Here is a 26,267-nt window from a genome sequence, read left to right as displayed (position 1 = left end):
AAAATTCATCGGAATTTTCAAGGTTGTCTTATTGTTCAGTTGTCAATGTCCGCGTTAGCAGTATTGCGTGCACAAAAAGCAATTTTGCAGGCTGAAAAGCTCGCTTTCCGAGCTGCAGGGATTGATTTTTATATTCGCGGCTCTGCCGCGACCGAAGAAGCTTTGCTTCTGAGGTTTCACGCAATCTCCTTACGTTTTTCTTTCCTCTGTGCCGTTCGACACAGCTGTTACATTTTATCATCTCGAAGTTTGTTTGTCAAGAACTTTTTTCAAGATTTTTTCTATCGTTCTGATCAATCTCTGTCAGCAACTTTTATAGAATATCATGTCTCAGTAACTTTGTCAAGCACTTTTTTGTTCTTTTTTATCTTTTCGATGACCTGTGCTTACCTCAATAAGAGAAGCAACTTTTGTATAATATCATATCTTGCAATCTTTGTCAAGACTTTTTTCTGGTTCTTTCTTTCTCTAAACACTCTCTGTTAGCAGATAATATAGAAGCCATTTCTGTCTTTTATCAAAGATTCTGCTGAATTCTGCCCGTTTCTGTCGGTGCTTTCATCAGCAACGTTGTTTATAATATCACCCTTTCTTCTCTGTGTCAATCATTTTTTTCTTTTTTTTTCATGATTTCTATGTATAATAAAAAAGGATCATTTTTTATTATACATAGAAAGGAATCTTATTTTTATGGAAAAGATAGCAAGTTTTACAATTGATCATTTAAAACTTCTGCCGGGAGTTTATGTTTCAAGGCAGGATACTGTCGGAACAGAATCTCTGACTACTTTTGATCTGCGTATGACTGCTCCAAATCGCGAACCAGTCATGAACACAGCCGAAATGCATGCAATCGAACATCTTGCCGCAACCTTTTTAAGAAACAATCCTGAATGGCAGGATAAAATTATCTATTTCGGTCCGATGGGATGCCGTACCGGATTTTACCTTATTCTCGCAGGAGACTATACATCTTCCGATGTTCTTCCACTTATAATAGGTACATTTGAATTTATTCGGGATTTTGAAGGTGATATTCCCGGCGCTTCTGCCCGGGACTGCGGCAATTACCTGGATATGAATCTTCCAATGGCAAAATATCTTGCCGATCGTTATCTAAACAATGCTTTATACTGTGCAGATAAAAATAATCTGAATTATCCGGAATGATTTTGTTCATAATATAAAGGTATCAATTATCAAAGGAGGCTTTATATTATGAAAAATCAAAATCAGGTTTACCGCCAGGTAGCAGAAGAATGCAGCGAATACTGTCCTTGCGGATGTGATCACTCCGTAAAAAACGTAAGCACCGGAGATGACGCAAAATCTCCCAGCTGTCTGAACTGCAAACATTTTTCTTCTTCCAGCCAGCACTGCAATCTGGACTTATATGACCAGATTGTAACAAAACTTTGACCAAAAAGGAGTCCTCGGGGCTCCTTTTTATTATCCTGCATTCTTCTCTATTAAAAAAACTTCTAAATAACTCAAAAAATATACTTGAAATATTTTTTATTAGGATTAATATAATTATGACAAACGATTTAGGAGGATAGAAAAATGTCACTTCAACAAATTATTGCTATCGTCATCTTCCTGTGTACGGTCTCTGCGATCATTACAGGAAAAATCCACAATACGGTAGCTGCAATTACCGGTGCGGTATTACTTGTTTTAACCCGTATCCTTACCATCGAGGACTGTGTCGAAGCTGTAGATGTAGATACAATCTGTATCCTGGTTGGCATGATGCTGACTGTTGCAGTCATAAAAAACTCCGGAATTTTCGAGTACATAGCAATCAAGGCTGCGAAACTGGCCAAAGGCCGTCCTTGGCCGATTATGGTAACCTTTATTATCATAACTGCCCTGCTTTCCGGAATGCTCGACAACGTAACTACCGTACTTCTTGTTGGACCAATGACTCTGGCCATCACCAACATTTTAAAAGTTGATCCTGTTCCATATATCATTTCTCAGATTATGGCGTCCAATATCGGAGGAACCGCCACTTTGATCGGTGACCCGCCTAATATTATGATTGGAAGCGCCGCAAATCTTGGATTTGTAGATTTTATCTTAAATACAGGATTTGCCATTGTGTTTGTTGTCATTGCTGTTTTAATCTGTTTCTATTTTATATATGGTAAAAAATTATTTGTTACCAATGAAGCAATTGAGAAAATCATGAAACTGGACGAAAAAAAAGCAATCAAAAACCGGCGTCTTATGCATGAAAGTATTATTGTCGTCATCATTGTAGCTGCATGTTTTGTCTTCCATGACCAGCTGGGAGTTGAATCCGCTACAATTGCGATCGCTGCCGCATGTGTCATGCTCTTAATCGGAAAACAGGATCCCGAAGAAATCATACTGAGTGTAGAATGGCCGACCATTCTCTTCTTCATCGGACTTTTTATCGTTGTCGGCGGAATAAAAAAAGTCGGCATCATTACAATGCTGGCAAATGGACTGATTGCCGTCACTGGCGGAAACGTAATGCTTACCATGCTTATTATTTTATGGGTATCTGCAATCGTTTCTTCCTTCCTGGACAACATTCCATTTGTAGCAACTTTGATTCCTTTGATTCTGTCTATGCAGTCTCATGGAATGGATGTTACCCCAATCTGGTGGGCCTTATCCCTTGGAGCATGTCTCGGAGGCAACGGTACTTTAATTGGCGCTTCTGCAAATGTCGTTTTATCCGGAATCAGCAAAAATAATGGACATCCGATTACTTTTGGCCAATATTTTAAAATTGGTTTTCCAATGATGATTTTATCCATTGCAGTATGTACTGTATTTTTGTTAATCCGTTTTGCATAACAACCTAAAATAAAAAGAAAGGAGATTGATTATATGAATCAAAACACGGTAACTGGAGACTATATCAATATTAATCTGCGTCAGCTGGGCGCTACTTCCATCAAGGAATTTAACAGTGTCATGCATATTGCCGAATTTGATCTGGGAGACGGACTGATTGTTTCTTATGTGTTCAACATTACCCGGCACAACAAATATTTTCTCCAAAGAGTCCAGCCTTATGCAATGATCCATGGAAAGTTTGCCAGTGATCAGGAAATCATTGATTTTATCACAGAGGATCTGACTCGTTTTAAAAACGCAAAGAACAGTCATAACTTTGATACCTTTCTTTTGATTTCTCATCTGGGACATCATGTAACAGAGAATATTGAAAAGCTGTTCCTTAACTATAATGTAGATTCCAGGCAGCTGGAAACTGTCCAGGATGAGCTGGAAGACTCTCTCCGGCACATTCTTTCTCTCTTTGAGAATTCCCCAAAAATTGAATTGGAAAATACGAAAAAATAAAAAAAATCCCATACGCAACGCAAAACACGTCGTGTATGGGATATTTTTTCTACTGAATGTCTACGACAATCTTCTTGTCACCTTTGTCAACCGAAGCCTTTACGACAGTACGGATCGCTTTCGCGATACGTCCCTGCTTGCCAATGACTTTTCCCATGTCGCCTTCTGCGACATGAAGTTCCAGCACGATTGTATCTGCTGTCTCTTTTTCTGTCACGGTTACTTTATCCGGCTGATCAACGAGGGCTTTTGCAATCACTTCCAATAGATGTTTCATGCGCGCCTCCTAACTATTTTTCGATTCCTGCAGCTTTCAGCAGTTTTGCAACTGTATCTGTTGGCTGAGCGCCTGTAGATAACCATTTTTTTGCTGCTTCTTCATCGAATTTGATTACGCTAGGATCCTGGTTTGGATCATAAGTACCGATTTCTTCGATGAATTTTCCATCTCTAGGAGATCTTGAATCTGCAACAACAACTCTATAAAAAGGAGCTTTCTTCTGTCCCATTCTCTTTAATCTCATCTTTACTGCCATTTGTTTCACCTCCATTAAAAAATATTAGCATTATATATTAAGGCTTAAAAAGGTAATCGGAAACCACCTTTTTTTCCACCTCTGCCACCTAACATGCCAGACATCTGTTTCATCATCTGTTTCTGGTTCTGAACCTGTTTACACAGCCGGTTTACTTCAGCAATCGGAACCCCTGCTCCTGCCGCGATTCTTCGCTTTCTGGAACCGTTGATGATCTTCGGATTTGCTCTCTCTTCCTTTGTCATGGAATAGATGATTGCCGCAGTCTTATCCATCATACTGTCATCGATATCAATTCCCTGAAGCTTGCTGCCCATTCCCGGAATCATGGACAAAAGACTGGATAATCCTCCCATCTTTTTCATCTGATCCATTTGTTCCAGAAAATCATTAAAGTCAAAAGATGCTTTCTTCATCTTTTCCGTCATCTTCAGAGCCTGTTCCTCATCAATGGCTGATTCTGCTTTTTCAATCAGAGACAGCACATCACCCATGCCGAGGATCCTGCTCGTCATTCGGTCAGGATAGAACTGCTGCAGATCTTCCAGCTTTTCTCCCATACCAACATACAGAATCGGTTTTCCTGTTACTGCTCGAATAGAAAGAGCGGCCCCGCCTCTCGTATCACCATCCAGCTTTGTAACGATAATTCCATCAATTGCTACCTTGTCATTAAATTCTTTTGCAACGTTAACTGCATCCTGCCCTGTCATGGCATCCACCACAAGGACGGTCTGGTAAACATCTACATTCTGTTTGATCGCTACCAGTTCTCCCATCATATCCTCATCAATATGAAGACGGCCTGCAGTATCCAGAATTACAATATTATTGCCATTCTTCTGTGCATGTTCCACGCCTGCTTTCGCAATATCCACCGGGTTCTGCTTATCCCCCATGGTAAAAACAGGAACTCCTACTTTCTCTCCGTTCACCTGAAGCTGCTTGATCGCCGCCGGACGATACACGTCACAGGCAACCAGGAGAGGACGTTTTCCTTTTTTCTTATACTGACCGGCAAGCTTTGCACAGGTTGTCGTTTTACCGGCGCCCTGAAGTCCCGCCATCATGATAATGGTAATCTCATTTCCCGGACGCAGAGCAATCTCTGTCATCGTAGATCCCATAAGAGCTTCCATCTCTTCTTTTACGATCTTGATTACCATCTGACCCGGATTCAGGCCGTTTAACACATCCTGTCCGACTGCTCTTTCCTGCACAGTTTTTATAAAGGATTTTACGACTTTAAAGTTAACGTCCGCCTCAAGCAAAGCTCTCTTAACTTCTTTCATCGCCGCTTTTACATCTGCTTCTGTCAGTCTTCCTTTACTTCTTAAATTTTTAAATACATTCTGAAGTTTTTCGGATAAACTCTCAAATGCCATCGTATCACCTCATTTATAAATCTTCCAAAATTCCATTGGAAACACATTCAATCTGTCTGATATCATTCTTCATCTGCTCTTTATCTTCATGAAGAATTCTCTGTGATAAAGTATGAATCTCCTTCACCTTCTCCTTGGTCTTTAAAAACTTATGAACCAGCTGAAGTCGATCCTCATAGCCTTCAAGAATTTTATTGCACCGGCGAATCATGTCATATGCTGCCTGTCTCGTAATCCCATGATCGGCTGCAATCTCACTGGGCGTCATATCATTCAGGATATGTTCACCGTAAATCTCTTTCTGATGTTCCGTCAGCAATTCTCCATAAAAATCATACAATAAATTCTGCTTGACGATTCGCTCCATTGAATCCTCCTGTAAAGCGTTTTTCCTTTACCATGTGTTAGTTTACCTAATCCGATCCCCTTTGTCAAGTATTTTTACTTGCACAATTTCATTTTTCTTTTGCTTCTTAAAGATTTTCTCTTGCAAAAGTCCTATTTTTCTGTAAAATGAAGAGGTATGACACTATAAAATACTCATTGATATAGAAAGGTTTAATCACGTATGATACAAGCAAATAATGTAACTCTGCGCCTGGGTAAACGTGCTCTGTTCGAAGATGTTAATATTAAATTCACAGAGGGAAACTGTTATGGACTGATCGGCGCCAATGGAGCCGGAAAATCTACCTTCCTTAAAATTCTTTCCGGAGAACTTGAGCCTTCCAAAGGAGATGTCTCCATAACTCCCGGACAGCGTCTCTCCGTATTAAAGCAGGATCATTATCAGTATGATGATTTTATCGTACTGGACACTGTTATGATGGGCAATCAGCGTCTCTACGAAATCATGCAGGAAAAAAACGCGATTTATGCCAAAGAAGATTTTACAGATGAAGATGGTATCCGTGCCAGCGAACTGGAAGCTGAATTTGCCGATATGAATGGATGGGAAGCCGAATCTGACGCCGCTACTTTATTAAATGGTCTTGGAATCTCCAATGATTTTCATTATATGATGATGAAAGATCTGAATGGTTCTCAGAAAGTCAAGGTGTTATTAGCTCAGGCTTTATTTGGAAATCCAGACATTCTTCTTCTGGATGAGCCAACCAACCATTTAGATTTGGACGCAATCTACTGGCTGGAAGAATTTCTGATCAATTTTGACAATACGGTCATCGTCGTATCCCATGACCGGTATTTTCTGAATAAAGTCTGTACTCATATTGCTGATATTGATTATGCCAAGATTCAGCTGTTTTCCGGAAACTATGATTTCTGGTATGAGTCCAGCCAGCTCCTGACCCGTCAGATGAAAGAGTCTAATAAGAAAAAAGAAGAAAAGATCAAGGAACTCCAGGACTTTATTGCCAGATTCAGTGCCAATGCTTCAAAATCCAAGCAGGCAACATCAAGGAAAAAGGCTCTGGATAAAATCCAGCTGGATGAATTGAAACCTTCCAGCAGAAAATATCCTTACATTAATTTTAAGCCAAACCGTGAAATCGGAAACGATGCCCTCATGGTAGAGCATCTTTCTAAAACTATTGATGGAGTTAAAGTTTTGGATGATATTTCTTTCCTGATGAAACCTACTGACAAGATCGCTTTTGTTGGTCCTAACACACAGGCAGTTACCACATTATTCAAAATTCTTGCCGGTGAAATGGAGCCGGATGAGGGAACTTATAAATGGGGTGTTACCACAACCCAGTCTTATTTTCCAAAAGACAATACCAAAGACTTCAGCCAGGATGAAACTATTGTGGAATGGCTGACACAATATTCTGATGACAAAGATGCAACTTATGTGCGTGGTTTTCTTGGCCGTATGCTCTTTTCCGGTGATGACGCACTGAAAAAAGTCGGAGTTCTGTCAGGAGGAGAAAAAGTCCGCTGTATGTTATCAAAACTGATGATCAGCGGCGCTAATATCCTGATTCTGGATGAACCGACCAACCATCTGGATATGGAATCCATCACGGCATTGAATGAAGCTTTAAAAGACTTCAGCGGCGCCTTGCTGTTTACCTCTCAGGACCATCAGTTTGTCCAGACGACCGCAAATCGTATTATGGAAATTACAGAAAATGGACTGATTGACAAAGAATGTACTTACGATGAATATCTTGAAAACAATGCAGACGCAAGAAAACGTCAGATTGTAGAAATTTCAGAAGAAGATTAATCTTTGCATTTTATAAAAACCGGAGATCACCGCCCCTCAGCAGAAGGAAGTGATTTCCGGTTTTTTTCACAAGAAAGAATCCTGTTTACACAAAAGCAATTTCCTATAAAACAAAAACCGGAAACAAGAATATCTCCTGTTCCCGGCTTATATCGTTCAGTCTCTATACATACTGAATATTTACCGCAACTGGTCTGAATACCCTGCTTACCATATTCAGCACACTTTTTACAACTGTCGTACATACATGCACGATATAGCGGATGTCTTCCTGGACCGTATGTTTCAGCTTCATATAGCTGTTATGAATGCTTCGGATATAGCTGGAAAGCTCCTCCATGGAATCGTATGCCGCTACCTGTTCCTTGATCTCGAAAGCTTCTTCTGTGGCAAGAAATGCTTTCATCTCATGTTTTAAATCTCTCTCATAATAACAATGATCCTTTACATTGCCATCGTAATGATTATTATGAGGGAATGTAAAATAGTCTGCAATATAATGAATGATGACTCCCAGTCTTGCGCAGTGGCGCATATCCATCCCTCTCTCCGGGTCATAATTGGATACAAACTGTTTCATCTTTTTTTCGATATCCTGATAAGTAACATCAAACTTATGGGGTGTCGTAACAAAAGAAGGTCTGCAGTCCGGCCAAATGCTTCCTACGTAAAATGGAAGTTTATAGTCAAAGACATCTCCTAACTCCAATGAATCCATAATCTGTCCGGCTAATGAAATATGTGATTTTTTTCTCATATCAACAAATACTCCTTCACATGTTATATGCTGATTAACAGTTAGGGAACACCCTTGATTTGCATTATATATCGCTTTCAGATAATAATCAACTAAATTCTTTATTGTTTATATTTTTTTAATAAATATAAAATTGAATTAGAAGAAAAGCCTTTTCTCGCAAAAAATCCGTAATATTTTTGAAAATTTTCTTTTGTCACAGGACCTTTCTGACGAATTCGTTTTTCCATCTGCTGTTCTAGTATGGCCGTCTCATCATATTCGTATTCATCCCATATACGTTCTATAATATGGCTGTCAATTCCTTTCTGCATCAGTTCCTGCCGGATCTGGAGAGCACTTCTGGAAACTGCTCTGTACTCCATATAGCGTCTTACATATTCTTCATCATTAATATATCCATAAGACTCAGCATAAGTGACAGCTTCTTCCGCAATCCGCTCTGGATATTCCAGCCGAAGCAGCCGTTCTTTCAGCTCTTTTCTTGTACGGTCACGGCTTTTCAGCAGAGCGAGCGCTTTGCGCTTTGCTCTGTACAGGAGGAGCCCGCAGAGTTCTGTCCACTCCTGCGAACTCAGTTCCTGATCCTCCTGGAATCCCAGTGCCCTGAATTCATTTAAATAAAGAAGGCAGAACCTTTCTTCATCCAGAAAGATTCTGACCTGCTTTTGACCTTTCGGTTCTATCCTGGTAATCTGCATTATTCCTCTGCCTTTTTCTCTGGTTCCGCAGTTCCTTTATTTTCTTCCGGGCTTTGTTCCTCTTCAATCAGACCATAATGAACCCGGACTGCATGCTCCACTGTCTCAGCGATCTCCGGATGTTCTTCCAGATATTTCTTGCTGTTTTCTCTACCCTGGCCGATCTTCTCGCCATTGTATGCATACCAGGCACCGCTCTTATGGATGATATCTGCCTGGGCCGCCAGATCAAGAAGATCTCCATATTTGGAGATTCCTTTTCCGAACATAATATCAAATTCCGCCTGTTTAAACGGAGGCGCTACCTTATTCTTTACGACCTTGATTCTTGTACGGTTTCCGATCATCTCTCCACCCTGCTTCAAGGTCTCGATTCTGCGGACATCCAGACGAATGGAGGAATAAAACTTCAGCGCTCTTCCTCCTGTCGTTGTCTCAGGATTTCCAAACATAACTCCAACCTTCTCACGAAGCTGGTTGATAAAAATAACTGTGCAGTTGAATTTGCTGACAACACCGGTCAGTTTTCTTAATGCCTGTGACATCAGCCGAGCCTGAAGTCCCACATGGGAATCTCCCATATCACCGTCAATCTCTGCCTTTGGAACCAGTGCCGCTACTGAATCCACGATAATAATATCGATCGCTCCGGAGCGCACCATCGTCTCCGCGATCTCCAGTCCCTGTTCTCCTGTATCCGGCTGAGAGATATAGAGATTATCAATATCAACCCCGATATTCTTGGCGTAAACCGGATCCAGAGCATGTTCTGCATCAATAAAACCGGCGATGCCGCCTCTCTTCTGCACTTCCGCCACCATATGAAGTGCCACGGTCGTCTTACCACTGGATTCCGGCCCGTAAATCTCAATGATCCTTCCTTTTGGTATACCTCCGACTCCCAGCGCGATATCCAGACTGATGGATCCGGTCGGCGTCACCTCAATGGTCCGGTCAGCCTGATAATCTCCCAGTTTCATGACAGAGCCCTTGCCGTAATCTTTTTCAATCTTAACCAGTGCGGCATCCAGGGCTTTTAACTTCTCGTCCTGCTTCATAATATTCTTTCTCCTTCGCTCAAAATTTATACTCTCCGGGCAGCAGTAATCCCCGTCTTCTCTCTATCATCTATCTTTTTGTGAATGGCTTCAGTATATCACAGACCTTAGAGAAAAACAAGTGTTCGCACGAATATTTGTTCGATTTTTTATTCTTCGCATAATGCCAGACGAACCATTGTCATTGCACGGCTGACGGTCACCTGACGTACTTTCTGTCGATCGCCCTTCAGCTGATATTTCTTGACCTTTGTCTTTCCATGCACACAGACTCCAATATAGACCAAGCCAGGTTTTTTATCTTCTGTTGCCCCGCCTGGTCCTGCAAGACCGGTAATCCCCACGCCTACATCCGCATCTGCTGCTTTTGCCGCTCCTTCAGCCATCTGTACCGCTGTTTCTTCAGAGACTGCTCCAACTGTATTCAGGGTCTCTTCTTTTACTCCCAGATATTTCATCTTTGCTTCATTAGAATAGGTAATAAAGCTTTCATTCAGTACATCAGAGGCGCCGGGAACATTTACCAGTCTGCCTGTAAACATTCCTCCTGTACAGGATTCTGCGGCAGCAATCGTGTATTTTTTCTCCGCCAGGCTTTCTACCAGCACTTCTTCCAGTGTGATATCTTCCTCTTCCGTATAGATTTTGTTTCCAAAACGTCTCCGTAATTCCATGACCATTGGTTTTACCAGTTCTTTTGCTTCTTCCATCGTATCCGCATTTGCGGTAACTCTCAGATGCACTTCGCCGAGCTTTGCATACGGAGCTACTGTTGGATTGCTCTGCTTTTCGATCAAATCCAGGATTTCTGTTTCAACAGAACTTTCTCCCATGCAGTCAATTTTAATGACTTTCGAAAAAAGAACTCCCGGTCTCAGTTTCTGAAGAATCGGTTCCACCTGATGATGGAACATCGGAATCAGTTCACTTGGCGGTCCAGGAAGCAGAATGACTTCTTTTCCTCTCTCTTCATGGATTACCATACCGGGAGCCGTCCCATTTTCATTATAAAGCACAGTACAATTTTCCGGCACCATTGCCTGTTTCAGATTATTTTCTGTCATCGGAAGCCTGGTAGAACTGAAATACTCTTTCAGGCGCCTCATGGCCTCCTTATCTTCTTTCAATTTCTGACCACAGGCCCTTGCCGCGATTTCTTTTGTCAGGTCATCTTTTGTTGGTCCCAGTCCTCCCGATAAGATCAGAATATCGGATCGTTCCAGTCCCTGATGAACAACCTGTTCCAGTCTCTCTGGATTGTCGCCTACTGTCGTTTCAAAAAAAACGCTTATGCCTAAAGCGGCTAAGCGTTCTGATAAGTAGGCGGCATTGGTATTCACAATATTTCCTAATAAAATTTCTGTTCCTACACAAATAATTTCTGCCGTCATATAATTTAATTCCCTTCTGATAATACTTGTCTGTTTTTATATAAATAGTCAATCAAAGAGATGATCGTCAGTGCCACTGCGATCACGATCAGGATGTTTTCAATCAGCACCGCTGTTTTATTTCCAAGATCGATGATCAGCATAATGATCATAAACATCTGGAAGTTAGTCTTAAATTTTCCCCAGTAGCTGGCCGCGATCACCACACCGTTATCGGAAGCTACCAGACGGAATCCACTGATGATAAATTCTCTTGCGATAATAATAATCGCTACCAGAGAAGACAGACGATCCATGCCGACCAGTGCGATCATGGCTGAGCAGACAAGAAGTTTGTCCGCCAGAGGATCCATAAACTTTCCAAAGTTTGTTACCAGGTTATATTTCCGGGCAATATGTCCATCCAGAAAATCGGTCAGACTCGCCAGGATAAAAACAGCAGCCGCGATCCATTTGCCTGCCGGTCCTGCCACATCCACTAACAGGAAGAACAAAAAAACCGGAATCATCAACACTCTTAATACCGTTAGTTTATTTGGTAAATTCATACGTTACATCTCCTATGACATCATATTCTTTTCCCTGTGTAATTTTAACATAAACAAAGTCACCTGTCATTAACTCTTCCGGGGAATTTACGAAAACACATCCATCTACTTTTGGGGCATCCATATAAGATCGTCCCACATAGATGTCATCTTCATAGAGATATCCCTCGATCATGACTTTTATGACTTTCCCTACCATTTCCTCTGTATGTTCAAACGAAATCTGCTGCTGCAGCGTCATAATCTCATCTCTGCGCCGTTCTTTCATCTCTTCCGGCACCTGATCTTCAAATTCTGCCGCAACTGTATCTTCTTCCTGAGAATATGTGAATACTCCCAGCCGTTCAAACCGGCATTCTTTTACAAATTCCATCAGTCCCTGGTGATCTTCTTCTGTCTCTCCCGGGAATCCGCTGATCAAAGTTGTACGGATTGCAATATCGGGCATAGCCTGCCGCAGTTTCCCGATAACTTCCAGCAGATCTTCCCTGCTGGTACGGCGCCCCATTCTCTGAAGAATCCGATTTTCACTGTGCTGAATCGGTATGTCAATGTAATGACAGATTTTTTCTTCTGTTTTCATTACATCGATCAGTTCATCCGTAACTTCCTCAGGGTAACAGTACAGAAGCCTGATCCATTCAATTCCTGCAATCCTGCACAATTTCCGAAGCAGTGCAGGCAGTTCTTTTTTCCCTGTCCGGTCTTTTCCGTATAATGTGACTTCCTGAGCAACCAGCACCAGTTCTTTGACGCCATCCGATGCCAGTCTCTGTGCTTCCTGCAGCAGTTCATCCATTGGAACACTGCGAAAACGTCCGCGGATTTTTGGAATGATGCAGTAAGTGCACTTTTTGTCACACCCTTCAGCGATTTTTAAATACGCCATATGGCTTCCTGTTGTTACAACCCTTTTTACTTCCGGATGATCCGGGAGATAATCGATACTCTCATAATGTTCATATGTTTTTCCCGCAAGAGCCGCCTCTACAGCCTCCACAATGGAATCATAGCTTGTCGTTCCAAGGACAGCGTCAATTTCCGGGATTTCTTTCAGAATCTCGTCTTTATAGCGTTCAGACAGACATCCCGCCACGATCAGGGCTTTCAGATTCTGTTCTTTGTACTGTGCCATCTCCAGGATTGTTTCAATACTCTCTTCTTTTGCATCGTGAATAAAACAGCAGGTATTGATTACAATCACATCTGCCTGCGTTTCGTCATCTGTCAAAGTATATCCTTTCTCTGCCAGCATTCCGAGCATTACTTCGCTGTCTACCAGATTTTTATCACATCCAAGAGAAATAAATAATATCTTCATTCTTTATTCTCCAAACAATTTTTTTGATTCTACACAATTTTTCATCAGCATTGCAATCGTCATAGGACCGACTCCTCCCGGAACAGGAGTAATTGCAGAAGCAACCGGCTCAACTTTATCAAAGTCCACATCTCCGCATAATTTATTATTTTCATTTCGATGAATTCCAACATCGATAACAACCGCGCCTTCTTTGACATAGGAGTCATCAATAAACTTCGGTTTTCCAATGGCCGCCACCAGAATATCCGCTCTTTTACAGATTTCCTTTAAGTTTTTTGTATGGGAGTGACAGGTAGTCACTGTTCCATTTTCCCGCAGCAAAAGAATGGACATTGGTTTCCCCACGATATTGCTTCGTCCGATCACGACACATTCTTTTCCATCGATTTCCACGCCGGAACGTTTCAGAAGCTGAATGATCCCTGCCGGTGTGCACGGCAGAAATCCATCTTCACCGATTACCATATTTCCTACGCTGACCGGATGAAATCCATCTACATCCTTTTTCGGATCGATTGCAAGCAGAACTTCATCCTCGTTGATATGCTTTGGAAGAGGAAGCTGCACCAGGATGCCGTTAACCGCGGCATCCTCATTGCATTCCTTTACAATCTTCATTAATTCTTCCTGTGTCGTCTCCTCCGGAAGTTCATAACTTACGGAACGAATTCCTGTATATTCACATGCTCTTTTCTTATTTCGTACGTAAACGCTGGAAGCCGGATCTGCTCCTACCTGAATTACAGCCAGGGCAATTTCTTTTCCTTCTTTTTTAAGCGCTGCGACTTCCTCTTTTACTTCGTCTTTGATTTCCGCTGAAATCTTTTTACCATCAATTATCTTTGCCATTTTTTTATTTCCTTTTCCTGCTGTTTTAGAATAATCCGCTGATCACGCCGTTTTCATCTACATCAATTCCTTCTGCTGCCGGTTTTTTCGGCAGTCCAGGCATTGTCATGATATCTCCGGTCAAAGCTACTAAAAAGCCAGCGCCGGCATTGACGTAAATTTCACGGATCGTAATGTCAAATCCTTCCGGACGTCCGAGTTTCTTTGGATCATCAGATAAAGAGTACTGATTCTTTGCCATACAGATTGGAAGATTGGAAAATCCAAGTTCTTCCAGACGTTTTTTCTGACGGGCAGCTGCCGGAGAATAGCTGACTCCATCCGCACCGTAAATCTTTTTGGCAATGGTCTCAATTTTTTCATCAATAGACGCATCGTAAGAATACAGCTGATGATAGTGGCTTTCTTTCGTTTCCAAAGTGCGGATCACTGCTTCTCCAAGCTCAATTCCTCCGTCTCCTCCTTTTTCCCATACCTGGGAAAGAGCAAATTCACAGTCTCTTTCTTCACAGAATTTCCTGATAAATTCCAGCTCAGCGTCGGTATCTGTCACAAACTGATTCAGTGTTACAACTACCGGAACTCCGAAGAGTTTCAGATTTTCAATGTGTTTTTCCAGGTTTACGATGCCTTTGCTCAGAGCATCCAGATTTTCTTCTGCCAGTTTGTCTTTCGGCACTCCTCCGTTATATTTTAACGCACGTACAGTAGCTACAAGGACAACTGCATCCGGGCTGAGTCCTGCCATCGGACATTTGATATCCATGAATTTCTCTGCTCCAAGGTCTGCTCCAAATCCTGCCTCTGTGATAGTGATATCAGATAATTTCAGCGCCAGTTTCGTTGCCTGCACACTGTTGCATCCATGAGCGATGTTAGCGAACGGTCCTCCATGCACAAATGCAGGAGTATGTTCCAGAGTCTGGATCATGTTTGGTTTCAGGGCATCTTTCAATAAGGCTGCCATGGCTCCTACCGCATTCAGGTCTTTTGCTGTTACCGGCTCGCGGTCCATGTTGTAAGCAACAATGATCTTTCCAAGACGTTCTTTCAGATCTTTCATATCATTGGCAAGGCAGAGGATTGCCATAATTTCAGATGCCACTGTGATAACGAAGTGATCCTCTCTTACAACTCCGTCCACTTTGCGTCCCAGCCCTACTACAATATTTCTGAGGGCACGGTCATTCATATCAAGACATCTCTTCCAGACGATATCTCTTGTATCAATCCTTAACTGATTTCCCTGCTGGATATGATTATCAAGCATTGCTGCCAGAAGATTGTTCGCAGATGTAATCGCATGGAAATCACCTGTAAAATGAAGATTCAGATCTTCCATCGGAACAACCTGTGCGTATCCTCCTCCTGCGGCTCCGCCTTTGATTCCAAAACACGGTCCAAGGGACGGCTCTCTCAGAGCGCAGATCGTCTTCTTTCCAAGTTTGTTCAATGCCTGGGCAAGTCCCACACTGGTCGTTGTTTTTCCTTCTCCTGCCGGTGTCGGGTTGATGGCTGTTACCAGAACTAATTTCCCATCTTTATTGTTCTTTACTTCATCCATAAAGCCGGATTCAAATTTCGCCTTATATTTTCCGTACAGTTCCAGATCATCCTCTTTGATTCCGATGCTGGCTGCCACTTCTTTGATTGGCTTTAATTCTGCTTCCTGTGCGATTTCAATATCTGTTTTCATAATGTCATCCTTTCTTTACAGTATATTCATGGTTCTTTTGTTTACAAATATTCTTCTTTATATTGTTCAAATTCTTCCTGGCTCATGAGGACCCTGCGTGACTTGGTGCCTTCTCCTTCGCTGACAATTCCTGCCTCACAAAGCTGATCCATAAGCCTGGAAGCCCGATTGAACCCTATTTTAAAAGCTCTCTGGAGACTCCCGATCGACGCCTTATCCTTATCAATGATAAACATGGCGGCTTTCTCAAAATATTCATCCCGCTCTTCCGAAGTCGCAGCCTTAACTGCGGCCGTCTGGATCTTTTCCTGAATTTCAGAACCGTAAGCATCCTCCTGCTCTGCATTCTGACTCTTCAGAAATTCAACGACTTTGGCAACCTCTTCATCGCTTATGAACGCCCCCTGCACTCGAATCGGTTTCTGATATCCTGACGGATAAAAAAGCATATCTCCTTTTCCTAACAGTTTCTCGGCTCCATTCATATCAATGATCGTTCTGGAATCGACTCCCGATGAAACAGAAAAAGCAATCCTTGACGGTACATTTGCCTTGATCAGACCGGTAATGACATTCACAGACGGTCTCTGTGTAGCGATGATCAGATGAATTCCCGCTGCTCTGGCAAGCTGAGAAAGTCTCACGATCGCGTCTTCTACTTCTCCCGGCGCAACCATCATAAGATCCGCCAGCTCATCTATGATGATGACAATCTGCGGCAGAGGCTGGAAATCATCTCCCGCCGTTTTGTCTTTTTGAGCTTTTGCTGCTTTTTCATTATATCCTTTCAGGTTTCTTACATTGACTTCCGCAAATTTTTTATAGCGCTCTCCCATCTCCATAACGGCCCAGTTCAAAGCGCTGGACGCCTGTTTCGGATCCGTAACCACCGGAATAAGAAGATGCGGAATTCCCTGATATGCGCTTAATTCCACAACTTTCGGGTCAATCATGATCAGCTTCACCTCATCCGGCCTGGCTTTGTATAAAATACTCATGATCAGCGTATTGATACATACGGATTTTCCGGATCCGGTCGCTCCCGCGATCAGCAGATGCGGCATTTTGGCAATATCCGAGACTACAATGTCTCCAGACAGATCCTTTCCTACCGCAAACGTGATCTTTGAATCAAATTCTTTAAATTTTCTGCTTTCTGCCAGCTCCCGGAACATAACCATCTGATTGGTTTTATTCGGAACCTCAATTCCGATAGCCGCCTTCCCCGGAATCGGCGCCTCAATCCTGATGTCTGCCGCTGCCAGATTCAGCTTAATATCATCCGCCAGTCCTACGATCTTGCTGACTTTCACTCCCTGTTCCGGATGGAGTTCGAATCTTGTGACCGATGGCCCACAGCTGTATTTGTCAATTTTTACATGTACTCCAAAGTTCTCCAGTGTCTGCTGCAGTTTGTTTGCCGTTTTCTGCATCTCAGTCCTGCTGATGGTTTGTCCGGAATTTCCCCGCTGAAGCAGTGTGATCGGAGGAAAGACATAACTTCCATCCTCTCTGGCTGCCGGAAGGATCTCCACTTCTGCAGTCTCTTCAGATTTCTTTGATTTTTTCTCCCTGACTTCTCTGACTGGTTCCGGTTCCAGAATCACTTCCGGTTCGGTTTCTTCCAGAACTGCTGCCGATTCTGTATTTTCCTTTAATTCCTCCTCTGTCAGAGGAAAATCAAATACTGCTGTATTCCCGCTTTTTTCCGTCTGAGGCACTTCTGCGCTGGCTTCTTCCGGCTTTGGACGGCCGATTTTCAGATCAGGTATTTTATGCAGCCATTTTTTTGGCTGTACCTTTCCGAAATCCCTGGCTTTTGTTCTCGTCCCCTGTGCTCTTTTTCTTTTTTTCTTTTTTCCTTTTTTCATAAACGGTGCTGTCACTTTTCTTAAAAATGAAAGAAATGACCGCTCTGTGATCAGAATCACCGAAATCAATGAGAGAAAGAATACAATCACGATCGTTCCCCCAAGTCCGATTTCCTGATATAAAAGAGAACAAATCCAGCCTCCGACTGCGCCGCCGCCCAAATGCTGATTACTGCTGAAATAAAAAGCTTCATTCAGATCCTCTGCCCTGATGTCTATAAACATCTGCAGGATAGCAGAAATCATACATAAAAGCAGCAGCGAGAAAAAAGTCTTTTTTACCGCCAGACTGCTGTAATCATTAGAAATCAGCAGCAGGGACAGCAGGAGTCCCGCAATCGGCATGATATAATAGGTTCCGCCAAAAACACCAAACAAAAAAGAACTGATGCTGTCACCAAGATAACCACACCATCCGAAATTACTGAAAAATAAAAAAAGAAAAAGTGCAAAGACAATCAGAACCGCAATCTCTTTGTAAAAGGGTTCAAAATCTTTCTTTTTCTTCCGTCTTCTCCCGGACGTCTTCCTTCTTCCTGTTTTCTTTGCTGCCATAGAAATTATTACCTTTCTTATTATTTATTCATTGTACAATTAAATACGCAAATACGCAAGTCATAGTTCCATATCCGTTTTCTGTCCTGATTTTATATCTTTCCTCCAAAAATTCCAGACGAAAATAGGAACAGTCCCGCAAGACTGTTCCCTTCTTCTCTTTTGTATATTCTCTGCTCCGTCTGATCCTAATATTTTGCTGTCTCCGGCGGAACAAAGGCCTCTGCTTCTTTTACAAACTTCTTAACCTGAACATTGGCTTTATTTACAGGAATATTCGTTCCGGCACCGGCAACACAGCCTCCCGGACATCCCATGCCTTCGATCAGGTAGCCGTTCTTCTTGCCTGCCTTTGCCTGAAGCAGCATCTTGCGGCATTCAGCCAGACCTTCCACATGATCGATCTTAATATCCGTGCCTGGATAATATTCTTTTACACAGGCCTCGATCGCGCCGGCAACACCGCTTGCGACCGCATATCCTCTTCCTGCTCCAAAGGCATCATTCAATTCCACTTCCTTATCGTAAGTATTGAAATCGATTTCTTTTGCCTCAAACATCGCCGCCAGTTCTTCAAAAGTGATAACAAAATCCACTTCACTTCGAACGGACTTACGAGACGCTTCCAGCTTCTTGGCAACGCATGGACCTACAAAAACAATCTTTGCGTTCTGATTGGTCTGTCTTGCGGCTCTTGCTGTCGCAACCATAGGCGTCAGGGCATTGGAAATCTGATCAATCACTTCAGGGAAATACTTCTTTCCAAGCATTGCCCAGGACGGACAGCAGGAAGTCAGAAGAAACGGTACTTCTCCCGTTGCAACTCCATGAGCATAATGTTCTGCCTCTTCCAGCGCACCAGCATCAGCACCTACCGCAACTTCCCAAACATCAGAAAATCCAATGTCCAGCAGAGCGGCTTTGATCTTATTCGGCGTTGCTTTCGGACCGAACTGTCCCACAAAAGCAGGCGCCAGAATAGCAATTACTTCATTTCCTTCATTCATTGCCTTAATCAGCTGATAAATCTGTGACTTGTCCGCAATTGCTCCAAACGGACAGCTGACCATGCACATACCACAGGAAACACATTTCTCCGGATCGATCTGCGCACGTCCTGCATAGTCCGTTCCGATCGCTCCTACGCCACAGGCGATCTCACATGGTCTTCTTCTCTCATAAATCGCTCCATATGGGCAGACTTTGCTGCATTGACCGCATTTGATACATTTATCCTGATCAATGTGAGAATATCCGTCTACAAAGCTGATGGCATCTTTCGGACAGACTTCCATACAAGGGTGAGCCATACATCCCTGACACTGTTCTCCTACAATATAAGCTTTGTCCTTGCACGCATTGCAGGCAGACGGAATAACCTGAAGAAGCGGCGGCTCATAATATTTTTCCGCAATATTGCTCTCATCGATTCCTTTTGTAATTCTTGCCGGCTTGTCTGCCGGTCTCAGTGACATTCCCATGGCAAGGCGGAGCCTTTCTCCTACAACCGCCCTCTCCCTGTAAATGCTGTCGCGATACCGCGCAATCTCTCCAGGAACAATCTCATATGGCAAATCCTCAATCTTACTAAGATCTTTTTGTTCATATGCGAACTTTGCAATTTCCTTAAATACGCGTCTCCGTATCTCACGGACAGGGGTTTCAATTCCTCTCATCTGCATCCTCCTTACCTGTTTGTTAAATAAAAAACAATCCTTTTTTCTATTTTACACTATGCATTATAAAAATGAAAGGATTTTTTATATTTTCTGCATAATTTATTGTACATTATTTTGTACATTCAGATGCAGTATCACAAAGTTCACCCAGCTTGGCAAAGGCTTCTTTCATGCCTCCCAGATGATCGATCAGTCCTTTCTCAACGGCTTCCTCTCCCGACAAAACCGTCCCCACATCTTTTACCTGTTCGCCCACCGCGAGCATCAGCCGCTCAATCTCCTTCTGTTTCATATGGGAATGATCGCTGATAAATCTGGTAATCCGGTCCTGTATTTTTTCAATGTTCCGATAGCTTTGTATGACTCCGATAAAAGTACCTCCGGTCCTGACCGGATGAATCATCATAGTCGCGCTTTTTACAATAAAGGAATAGTCCGCAGACACAGCAAGCGGCACTCCAATGGAATGACTGCCTCCCAGAACAAGAGAAACTGTCGGCTTGCTTAAAGAAGCAATCAGCTCCGCCAGAGCCAGGCCGCATTCCACATCTCCTCCGATCGTATTAATTAGAATCAGCACCCCTCTGATCCGGTCATCTTGTTCCACTCTGGCAAGATCCGGTATCATATGCTCATACTTCGTTGTCTTTGTCCCCTGAGCCGCATTTTGATGACCCTCAATTTCTCCAATGATCGTCATTATATGGATTCCATCCAGATCCAGACCACCGGTTTCTTTCATTTCATCTCTTTGCTCTTCTCTCATATCTATCCTGCCTTTCCGTCAACTGTATTTGTCCACATATAAAAAGAAGGAAGCATGCACTTCCTTCTTTTAGAATTCCATATTTTTCTGTTTTTATTCTGCAATCTCAAAGGAAATCAAAAGATCTTCCTGGTTAACCTGTTCGCCTTCTTTTACATAGATCTTATCGACTTTTCCTTCTACCTTGGAAACCACAGTCGTCTCCATCTTCATTGCCTCTACTGTCATCAGCGGCATGTTGACAGTTACTTCATCGCCCTCTTTTACAAGGACTTTTCCTACAGTTCCAGGAATCGTAGAACCAAGATGCGCAGGGTTTGACTTGTCTGCCTTAACCCTTCCATCTGCTTTTACCTCCAGATTCTTATCCAGAACCCGAACCTCACGAATGGATCCATTTACTTCAAAGTCAAGCAGGCGGTATCCGTCTTCGTCCGGCTCTGACATATCCATGAATTTGATGATCAGATATTTTCCTTCATCCAGGCGAAGCACTGTCTCCTCACCTTTTCTTAAACCATAGAAATATACATGACTTTCCAGTCCGGTTACATCATTATACGCCTCAAAATGTCTGCAGTAATCTTCGTATACTTTTGGATACAGAGCATAGCTCAATGCTTTCTGCTGAAGAACTTCCGGGTCTTCCATATTTTCAGTATAGAAGTTTTCCTTTAATCCATTTTTGATATAATCAAAGTCCTCATCCGGAAGCAGACTTCCAGGACGCACTGTGATCGGCTTCTTGCCCTTAAGAACGATTTTCTGCAGCTCTTCCGGGAATCCTCCCTCTGGCTGCCCGATCATTCCCTGGAAATATTCTACAACAGAATCCGGATAGGATAAATCTTTTCCTGCTGTCAGAATATTGTCTTTTGTCAGACCATTCTTGAACATGAAAATCGCAAAGTCTCCGACTACCTTGGAGGACGGCGTTACTTTTACAATATTTCCAAGCAGCTGGTTTGCATCTTTATAGAGACCTTTGATTTCTTCGAAATCCTCTGCCGCTCCCATCTCTTTCACCTGGGCCAGAAGGTTGGAATACTGACCGCCTGGAATCTCGTATTTATAAATTTCTGTATTCGGAGCATCCATTCCACTCTCAAACTGTTTATAAACCGGACGGATTCTTTCGTAATAATGACTTAATTCTGTCAGTTCATCCGGATTTAATTTTGTATCTCTTTCTGTTCCACGCAGGGCTTCTACAAGAGAATTCATACACGGATTACTTGTCATGGAACTCATAGATCCAATGGCACAGTCTACGATATCGACTCCGGCTTCTGCTGCCATCAGCAGCGTGCTGACTCCGTTACCCGTAGAATCATGGGTATGTAAATTTACCGGAATCTTCAATTCTTCTTTCAGCGCGGAAATCAGTTTCTTGGCGGCATACGGTTTTACAAGACCTGCCATATCTTTGATCGTAAAAATATGAACGCCAAGGCTTTCCAGTTCTTTTGCCTTCTTTACATAATAATCCAATGTATATTTTGTCTCATTTGGATCCGTAATGTCCCCGGTATAACAGATGGTTCCTTCAACAATCTTTCCGGTCTTCAATGCAGTTTCGATCGGCATCTTCATATTTTCCACCCAGTTCAGACTGTCAAAAATACGGAAAACATCCACACCTCTCTTGGCTGCCTCTTCAATGAACGTACGGACTACATTATCCGGATAGTTGCTGTAGCCAACTGCATTAGACGCGCGCAGCAGCATCTGGATCAAAGTATTTGGCATATGCTTTCTTAACAATTCCAGTCTCTTCCACGGAGATTCTTTCAGAAAACGGTAAGCCGTATCATAGGTGGCTCCGCCCCATGCTTCCACAGAAAATGCTTCCTGCATAAATGCGTTGGTCGCATCGGATGCTCCAACCAGATCTTTTGTACGCATACGGGTTGCCATCAGAGACTGCTGAGCATCTCTCATCGTTGTATCTGTGATATATAATTTCTTTTCACCTAAAATCTTTTGAGTGAATCCCTCCGCTCCAAGTTTCCGGAATTCATCTCTCGCTCCATATACCGGACGTTCCCGGTCAAACTTTGGAGGAACCATATTTTCAAAATATGGCTTTTCTTCTGCGTGCTGTTCGTTTACCATCTTCTGTCCCAGGAATTCCAGAATCTTTGTAGCACGATCCTGGCTTTCCGGGAGAAGGAACAGTTCCGGAGTATCCTCAATAAATGTTGTATAACAGTTTCCGGAACGGAATGTCTCATGATTCAGCACATTGATCAGGAACGGGATATTAGTCTTTACTCCTCGGATTCTTGTTTCCTTTAACACACGGATGGATTTATCCACGGCTCTCTTGAATGTCCTGTCATGGGATATTGCCTTTACAAGCAGACTGTCATAATATGGTGTGATCTCTGCTCCTGCGTAAGCATTTCCTCCGTCCAGACGAATTCCATTTCCCGCTCCGGAACGATATACCGTAATTTTTCCGGTATCCGGAAGGAAATTATTTAAAGGATCTTCTGTTGTAATACGTGTCTGGATAGAATATCCGTTGCACTCAACAGATTCCTGAGACGGAATTCCGATTTCCTCAGAATCCAGCGGATATCCTTCGGCAATCAGGATCTGAGCCTGTACAATGTCAATTCCTGTTACCATCTCAGTAATCGTATGCTCTACCTGAATTCTTGGATTCATCTCAATAAAGTAAGCATTATTATCTGCATCTACCAGAAATTCCAGAGTTCCGGCATTCTTATATCCAACATGCTTTGCCAGACGAATGGAACAGTCAAAAATCTGCTGACGCACTTCATCCGGCACACTGAATGCAGGTGCATACTCTACTACTTTCTGATGCCGTCTCTGTACAGAACAGTCACGGTCAAAAAGATGGACCACATGTCCATATTCGTCTCCGAGGATCTGTACTTCAATGTGTTTCGGGCTCTTTAAATATTTTTCAACGAAAATCTGGTCATCTCCAAAAGCTTTCTTGGACTCATCTCTTGCCTCTGCGTATTCTTTCGGCATCTCCTCAGCAGAATTTACAATACGCATTCCGCGTCCGCCGCCTCCATTGGAAGCTTTCAGCATAACCGGATATCCTACATGATCTGCAATTTTAAGTACTTCATCCAGTTCATGCACCGCATGATCGACGCCTGGGATAATTGGCACATCTGCCTCGATTGCCATCTGCTTAGAAGAAATCTTATCTCCCATCTTTCTCATCAGATCAGAAGAAGGACCGATAAAAGTAATTCCATTCTTTTCACAGGCATCTACAAACTCTGGATTCTCTGAAAGGAATCCGTAGCCAGGATGAATCGCGTCTACGTTTTTCTCTTTTGCAATTCGGATAATGGTATTGATATCTAAATACGCGTCAATCGGTCCTTTATCCGGATTCAGCTGATAGGATTCGTCTGCTTTGGAACGAAACAGAGCATAACGATCCTCTTTTGAGAAAACGCCTACCGTAGTAATCCCAAGCTCACTTAATGCACGGAAAACTCTGATCGCAATCTCGCCTCGATTGGCAACCAAAACTTTTTTAAATTTCTTTATTTCCATGGTTTTCTCCTTTTCATAATTTCATACAAAATTGTATTTTTAAAGAACATTATATCGCAAAACGCTGTTTTTTACAATAGATCAGGCAAGGAAAAATCTTTCCCGGCTAATCGTGCAAAAAAAGAAAGGGTCTCCTCTCGGAAATCCCCTTTCTGATTTTTTTCTTATTCTTCTGATTTTTCTTCTTCATTCAGAAGCGCTTTCATGCTCAGGCTGATCTTCTTTTCATCTTTCTTGAAGTCAACTACCTTTGCTGTGATCTCCTGTCCGATATTCAGTACATCTGACGGCTTCTCGATGTGCTCTCTGGCAATCTGAGAAACATGTAAAAGGGCATCAATTCCGGATTCCAGTTCAATAAACGCACCGAAATCTGTCATACGTGCAACACGGCCTGTTACATTATTACCAACTTTGTACTTCTCTTCTGCTGTCAGCCATGGATTCTCTTCTGGGAATTTCAGGCTCAGAGCAATCTTCTCACCCTGGATATCCTTGATCAGTACAGTTACTTTATCTCCAATATTGAATACTTTCTTAGGATTCTCAACACGTCCCCAGGACATCTCGGAAATATGAAGCAGTCCGTCTGCTCCTCCTAAATCAATAAATGCACCGAAATCTGTCACATTCTTAACGACTCCGTCAATCTTCATGCCGACTTCGATTCTTTCGAATAATTCTTTCTGTTTTTCTTTCTTAGCGGCTACCAGAAGCTGTTTGCGGTCACCGATCACTCTTCTCTTGCGAGGATTAAACTCACTGATCACAAACTCAATCTCCTGTCCCTCATATTTCTTAAGATCTCTTTCATAAGAATCAGAAACCAGGCTTGCAGGAATGAATACACGCGCCTCATCGATCAGAACGCTCAGTCCGCCGTCTAATACCTGTGCTACCGGCGCTTTCAGTACTTCTTTATTCTCATAAGCTTCCTCAAGACGCTTATTGCCTTTTTCAGCTGCTAGTCTCTTATAAGTGAGGAGTACCTGTCCTTCTCCATCATTTACTTTCAGGACTTTTGTCTCCATTGTATCACCAACTTTTGCAACTGTTGTCAAATCCAAGTTGGCGGAATCATTAGAGTATTCATTTCTTGTTAGGATACCGTCTGCTTTGTATCCGATATTCAGGATGATCTCATCCGGTTTTACATCGATAACAGTCCCTTCAACTACTTCTCCATTATGAATCGTGACTAAACTTTCCTCTAATAATTGTTCAAAACTCTTTTCTGTCATGCTAGCATGAACCTCCTTGATAATTTTCTGTGGGGTTGAGGCCCCCGCTGTAATACCTACCTTACCAGTCGATTCAAAAAGCCTCAAATCCAGCTCCTCCAGTGTCTGTATGAAAAAAGTGCTCGGGCACTCTTTGCTGCTGATTTCAAATAACTTCTGGCTGTTCGAGCTATGTCTGTCTCCAATGACAATCATAGCGTCCACATTCTTCGCTATAGATCTTGCTTCCAGCTGACGCTCTTCTGTGGCATTACATATTGTATTACATACTTCTATATCATAACCCTTTTTCTCGATAATTTCAACTATATCTTGAAATTTCTTGTAATTAAATGTCGTCTGGGAGACCAGACAGGCCGGCTGTTTCCAGTCAATTTCATCCATCTGAGACGCCTCTGAAATGATCGTAACTTTTCCGCTGCACCATCCTCTGATTCCCTCAACTTCCGGATGTTCCGCACTGCCGGTTATAATGATCTGTTTTCCTTCTTTTCCTGCTTTCTGCACGATCCGGTGAATCTTTCGCACAAACGGGCAGGTCGCATCTACAAGTTCCAGACCTTTTGATGTGATGATATCATAAATTTCTTTTGGAACGCCATGGGAACGTATGATTACCGTCCCTTCTTTCAGCTCTTCCAGTTCTCCTTTCGAATGAAGAACCCGGACTCCCCTCTTTTTTAAGTCTGACACCACCTGTTCATTGTGTATGATCGGCCCATACGTGTACACATGCTGTTTCCCTGCCTGTTCATAGACAGTGTCTACCGCGCGTTTCACCCCGAAACAAAACCCGGCAGTTTTTGCTAATATAACTTCCAT

22 protein-coding genes are annotated in these 26,267 nt (G+C 42.6%); 5 read left to right on the top strand and 17 right to left on the bottom strand.

Annotated features, from left to right (window positions below; all coding sequences use genetic code 11):
• Nucleotides 1–690: 690 nt before the first annotated feature.
• From JMF81_RS15850 to JMF81_RS15835, 4 genes are all read left to right on the top strand, one after another.
• On the top strand, nucleotides 691–1,170 hold the full coding sequence (locus JMF81_RS15850; protein WP_201312397.1) for an S-ribosylhomocysteine lyase: 480 nt from the start codon (nucleotides 691–693) through the stop codon (nucleotides 1,168–1,170).
• A gap of 48 nt (nucleotides 1,171–1,218) precedes the next feature.
• Nucleotides 1,219–1,419 (top strand): hypothetical protein, encoded by a 201-nt coding sequence (locus tag JMF81_RS15845; protein ID WP_201312396.1) that lies wholly within the window; start codon nucleotides 1,219–1,221, stop codon nucleotides 1,417–1,419.
• 144 nt (nucleotides 1,420–1,563) lie between these two features.
• Entirely contained in the window at nucleotides 1,564–2,832 is a 1,269-nt protein-coding gene (locus tag JMF81_RS15840; RefSeq protein ID WP_201312395.1) for an ArsB/NhaD family transporter, read from the top strand.
• Nucleotides 2,833–2,865: 33 nt separating this feature from the next.
• Nucleotides 2,866–3,342, top strand: coding sequence for a hypothetical protein (locus JMF81_RS15835; RefSeq protein WP_201312394.1), 477 nt, complete (start codon nucleotides 2,866–2,868; stop codon nucleotides 3,340–3,342).
• Between the two features lie 49 nt (nucleotides 3,343–3,391).
• On the opposite strand, the gene JMF81_RS15830 is transcribed toward JMF81_RS15835, so the two are convergent.
• From JMF81_RS15830 to ylxM, 4 genes are read right to left on the bottom strand one after another with little or no spacing between them, the layout of a single operon-like run.
• Complete coding sequence (locus JMF81_RS15830; RefSeq protein WP_201312393.1) at nucleotides 3,392–3,619, bottom strand: KH domain-containing protein; 228 nt, start codon at nucleotides 3,617–3,619, stop codon at nucleotides 3,392–3,394.
• A gap of 13 nt (nucleotides 3,620–3,632) precedes the next feature.
• Nucleotides 3,633–3,878, bottom strand: coding sequence for a 30S ribosomal protein S16 (gene rpsP, locus JMF81_RS15825; RefSeq protein WP_201312392.1), 246 nt, complete (start codon nucleotides 3,876–3,878; stop codon nucleotides 3,633–3,635).
• Nucleotides 3,879–3,922: 44 nt separating this feature from the next.
• Nucleotides 3,923–5,263: a signal recognition particle protein gene (ffh, locus tag JMF81_RS15820; protein WP_201312391.1), complete on the bottom strand. Its 1,341-nt coding sequence runs from the start codon at nucleotides 5,261–5,263 to the stop codon at nucleotides 3,923–3,925.
• A gap of 13 nt (nucleotides 5,264–5,276) precedes the next feature.
• The gene (gene ylxM / locus JMF81_RS15815) at nucleotides 5,277–5,630 is read right to left on the bottom strand and encodes a YlxM family DNA-binding protein (protein ID WP_201312390.1); all 354 of its coding nucleotides are present in this window, start codon (nucleotides 5,628–5,630) and stop codon (nucleotides 5,277–5,279) included.
• A 201-nt stretch (nucleotides 5,631–5,831) separates the two neighbouring features.
• On the opposite strand from ylxM, the gene JMF81_RS15810 reads away from it, so the two are divergent.
• Nucleotides 5,832–7,457 (top strand): ABC-F family ATP-binding cassette domain-containing protein, encoded by a 1,626-nt coding sequence (locus tag JMF81_RS15810; protein WP_201312389.1) that lies wholly within the window; start codon nucleotides 5,832–5,834, stop codon nucleotides 7,455–7,457.
• Nucleotides 7,458–7,620: 163 nt separating this feature from the next.
• Here JMF81_RS15810 and JMF81_RS15805 read toward each other — a convergent pair whose 3' ends face one another.
• From JMF81_RS15805 to JMF81_RS15745, 13 genes are all read right to left on the bottom strand, one after another.
• On the bottom strand, nucleotides 7,621–8,214 hold the full coding sequence (locus JMF81_RS15805; protein WP_201312388.1) for a zinc dependent phospholipase C family protein: 594 nt from the start codon (nucleotides 8,212–8,214) through the stop codon (nucleotides 7,621–7,623).
• Between the two features lie 101 nt (nucleotides 8,215–8,315).
• On the bottom strand, nucleotides 8,316–8,915 hold the full coding sequence (locus tag JMF81_RS15800) for a regulatory protein RecX (protein ID WP_201312387.1): 600 nt from the start codon (nucleotides 8,913–8,915) through the stop codon (nucleotides 8,316–8,318).
• Nucleotides 8,915–9,973 (bottom strand): recombinase RecA, encoded by a 1,059-nt coding sequence (gene recA, locus JMF81_RS15795; protein ID WP_201312386.1) that lies wholly within the window; start codon nucleotides 9,971–9,973, stop codon nucleotides 8,915–8,917. The genes JMF81_RS15800 and recA overlap by 1 nt, the downstream gene beginning before the upstream one ends.
• Nucleotides 9,974–10,122: 149 nt before the next feature.
• On the bottom strand, nucleotides 10,123–11,364 hold the full coding sequence (locus tag JMF81_RS15790; protein ID WP_201312385.1) for a competence/damage-inducible protein A: 1,242 nt from the start codon (nucleotides 11,362–11,364) through the stop codon (nucleotides 10,123–10,125).
• A gap of 5 nt (nucleotides 11,365–11,369) precedes the next feature.
• Nucleotides 11,370–11,912, bottom strand: coding sequence for a CDP-diacylglycerol--glycerol-3-phosphate 3-phosphatidyltransferase (pgsA, locus tag JMF81_RS15785; RefSeq protein WP_201312384.1), 543 nt, complete (start codon nucleotides 11,910–11,912; stop codon nucleotides 11,370–11,372).
• Nucleotides 11,896–13,233 carry a 30S ribosomal protein S12 methylthiotransferase RimO gene (rimO, locus tag JMF81_RS15780; RefSeq protein ID WP_201312383.1) on the bottom strand — a complete coding sequence of 446 codons (1,338 nt, stop codon included), beginning with the start codon at nucleotides 13,231–13,233 and terminating at the stop codon, nucleotides 11,896–11,898. Before rimO ends, pgsA begins: the two co-directional genes overlap by 17 nt.
• 3 nt (nucleotides 13,234–13,236) lie before the next feature.
• Entirely contained in the window at nucleotides 13,237–14,085 is an 849-nt protein-coding gene (folD, locus tag JMF81_RS15775) for a bifunctional methylenetetrahydrofolate dehydrogenase/methenyltetrahydrofolate cyclohydrolase FolD (RefSeq protein ID WP_201312382.1), read from the bottom strand.
• Nucleotides 14,086–14,110: 25 nt separating this feature from the next.
• Entirely contained in the window at nucleotides 14,111–15,781 is a 1,671-nt protein-coding gene (locus JMF81_RS15770; RefSeq protein ID WP_201312381.1) for a formate--tetrahydrofolate ligase, read from the bottom strand.
• Nucleotides 15,782–15,822: 41 nt separating this feature from the next.
• The gene (locus JMF81_RS15765; protein WP_201312380.1) at nucleotides 15,823–18,207 is read right to left on the bottom strand and encodes an FtsK/SpoIIIE family DNA translocase; all 2,385 of its coding nucleotides are present in this window, start codon (nucleotides 18,205–18,207) and stop codon (nucleotides 15,823–15,825) included.
• Between the two features lie 188 nt (nucleotides 18,208–18,395).
• On the bottom strand, nucleotides 18,396–19,883 hold the full coding sequence (locus tag JMF81_RS15760; RefSeq protein ID WP_201312379.1) for a 4Fe-4S dicluster domain-containing protein: 1,488 nt from the start codon (nucleotides 19,881–19,883) through the stop codon (nucleotides 18,396–18,398).
• A 112-nt stretch (nucleotides 19,884–19,995) separates the two neighbouring features.
• Nucleotides 19,996–20,652, bottom strand: a complete 657-nt coding sequence (locus JMF81_RS15755; RefSeq protein ID WP_201312378.1) for a ClpP family protease — start codon at nucleotides 20,650–20,652, stop codon at nucleotides 19,996–19,998.
• Between the two features lie 93 nt (nucleotides 20,653–20,745).
• A complete protein-coding gene (locus JMF81_RS15750) occupies nucleotides 20,746–24,204 on the bottom strand; it encodes a pyruvate carboxylase (RefSeq protein ID WP_201312377.1) in 3,459 nt (1,152 codons plus the stop codon).
• A gap of 164 nt (nucleotides 24,205–24,368) precedes the next feature.
• Nucleotides 24,369–26,267: a bifunctional 4-hydroxy-3-methylbut-2-enyl diphosphate reductase/30S ribosomal protein S1 gene (locus JMF81_RS15745; protein ID WP_201312376.1), complete on the bottom strand. Its 1,899-nt coding sequence runs from the start codon at nucleotides 26,265–26,267 to the stop codon at nucleotides 24,369–24,371.

It is taken from the genome of Anaerostipes butyraticus, from assembly GCF_016586355.1.
GTDB lineage: Bacteria > Bacillota > Clostridia > Lachnospirales > Lachnospiraceae > Anaerostipes > Anaerostipes butyraticus.
Note: the sequence above shows the minus strand (reverse complement) of the source record. Positions and strands in the feature narration are given on the sequence as shown.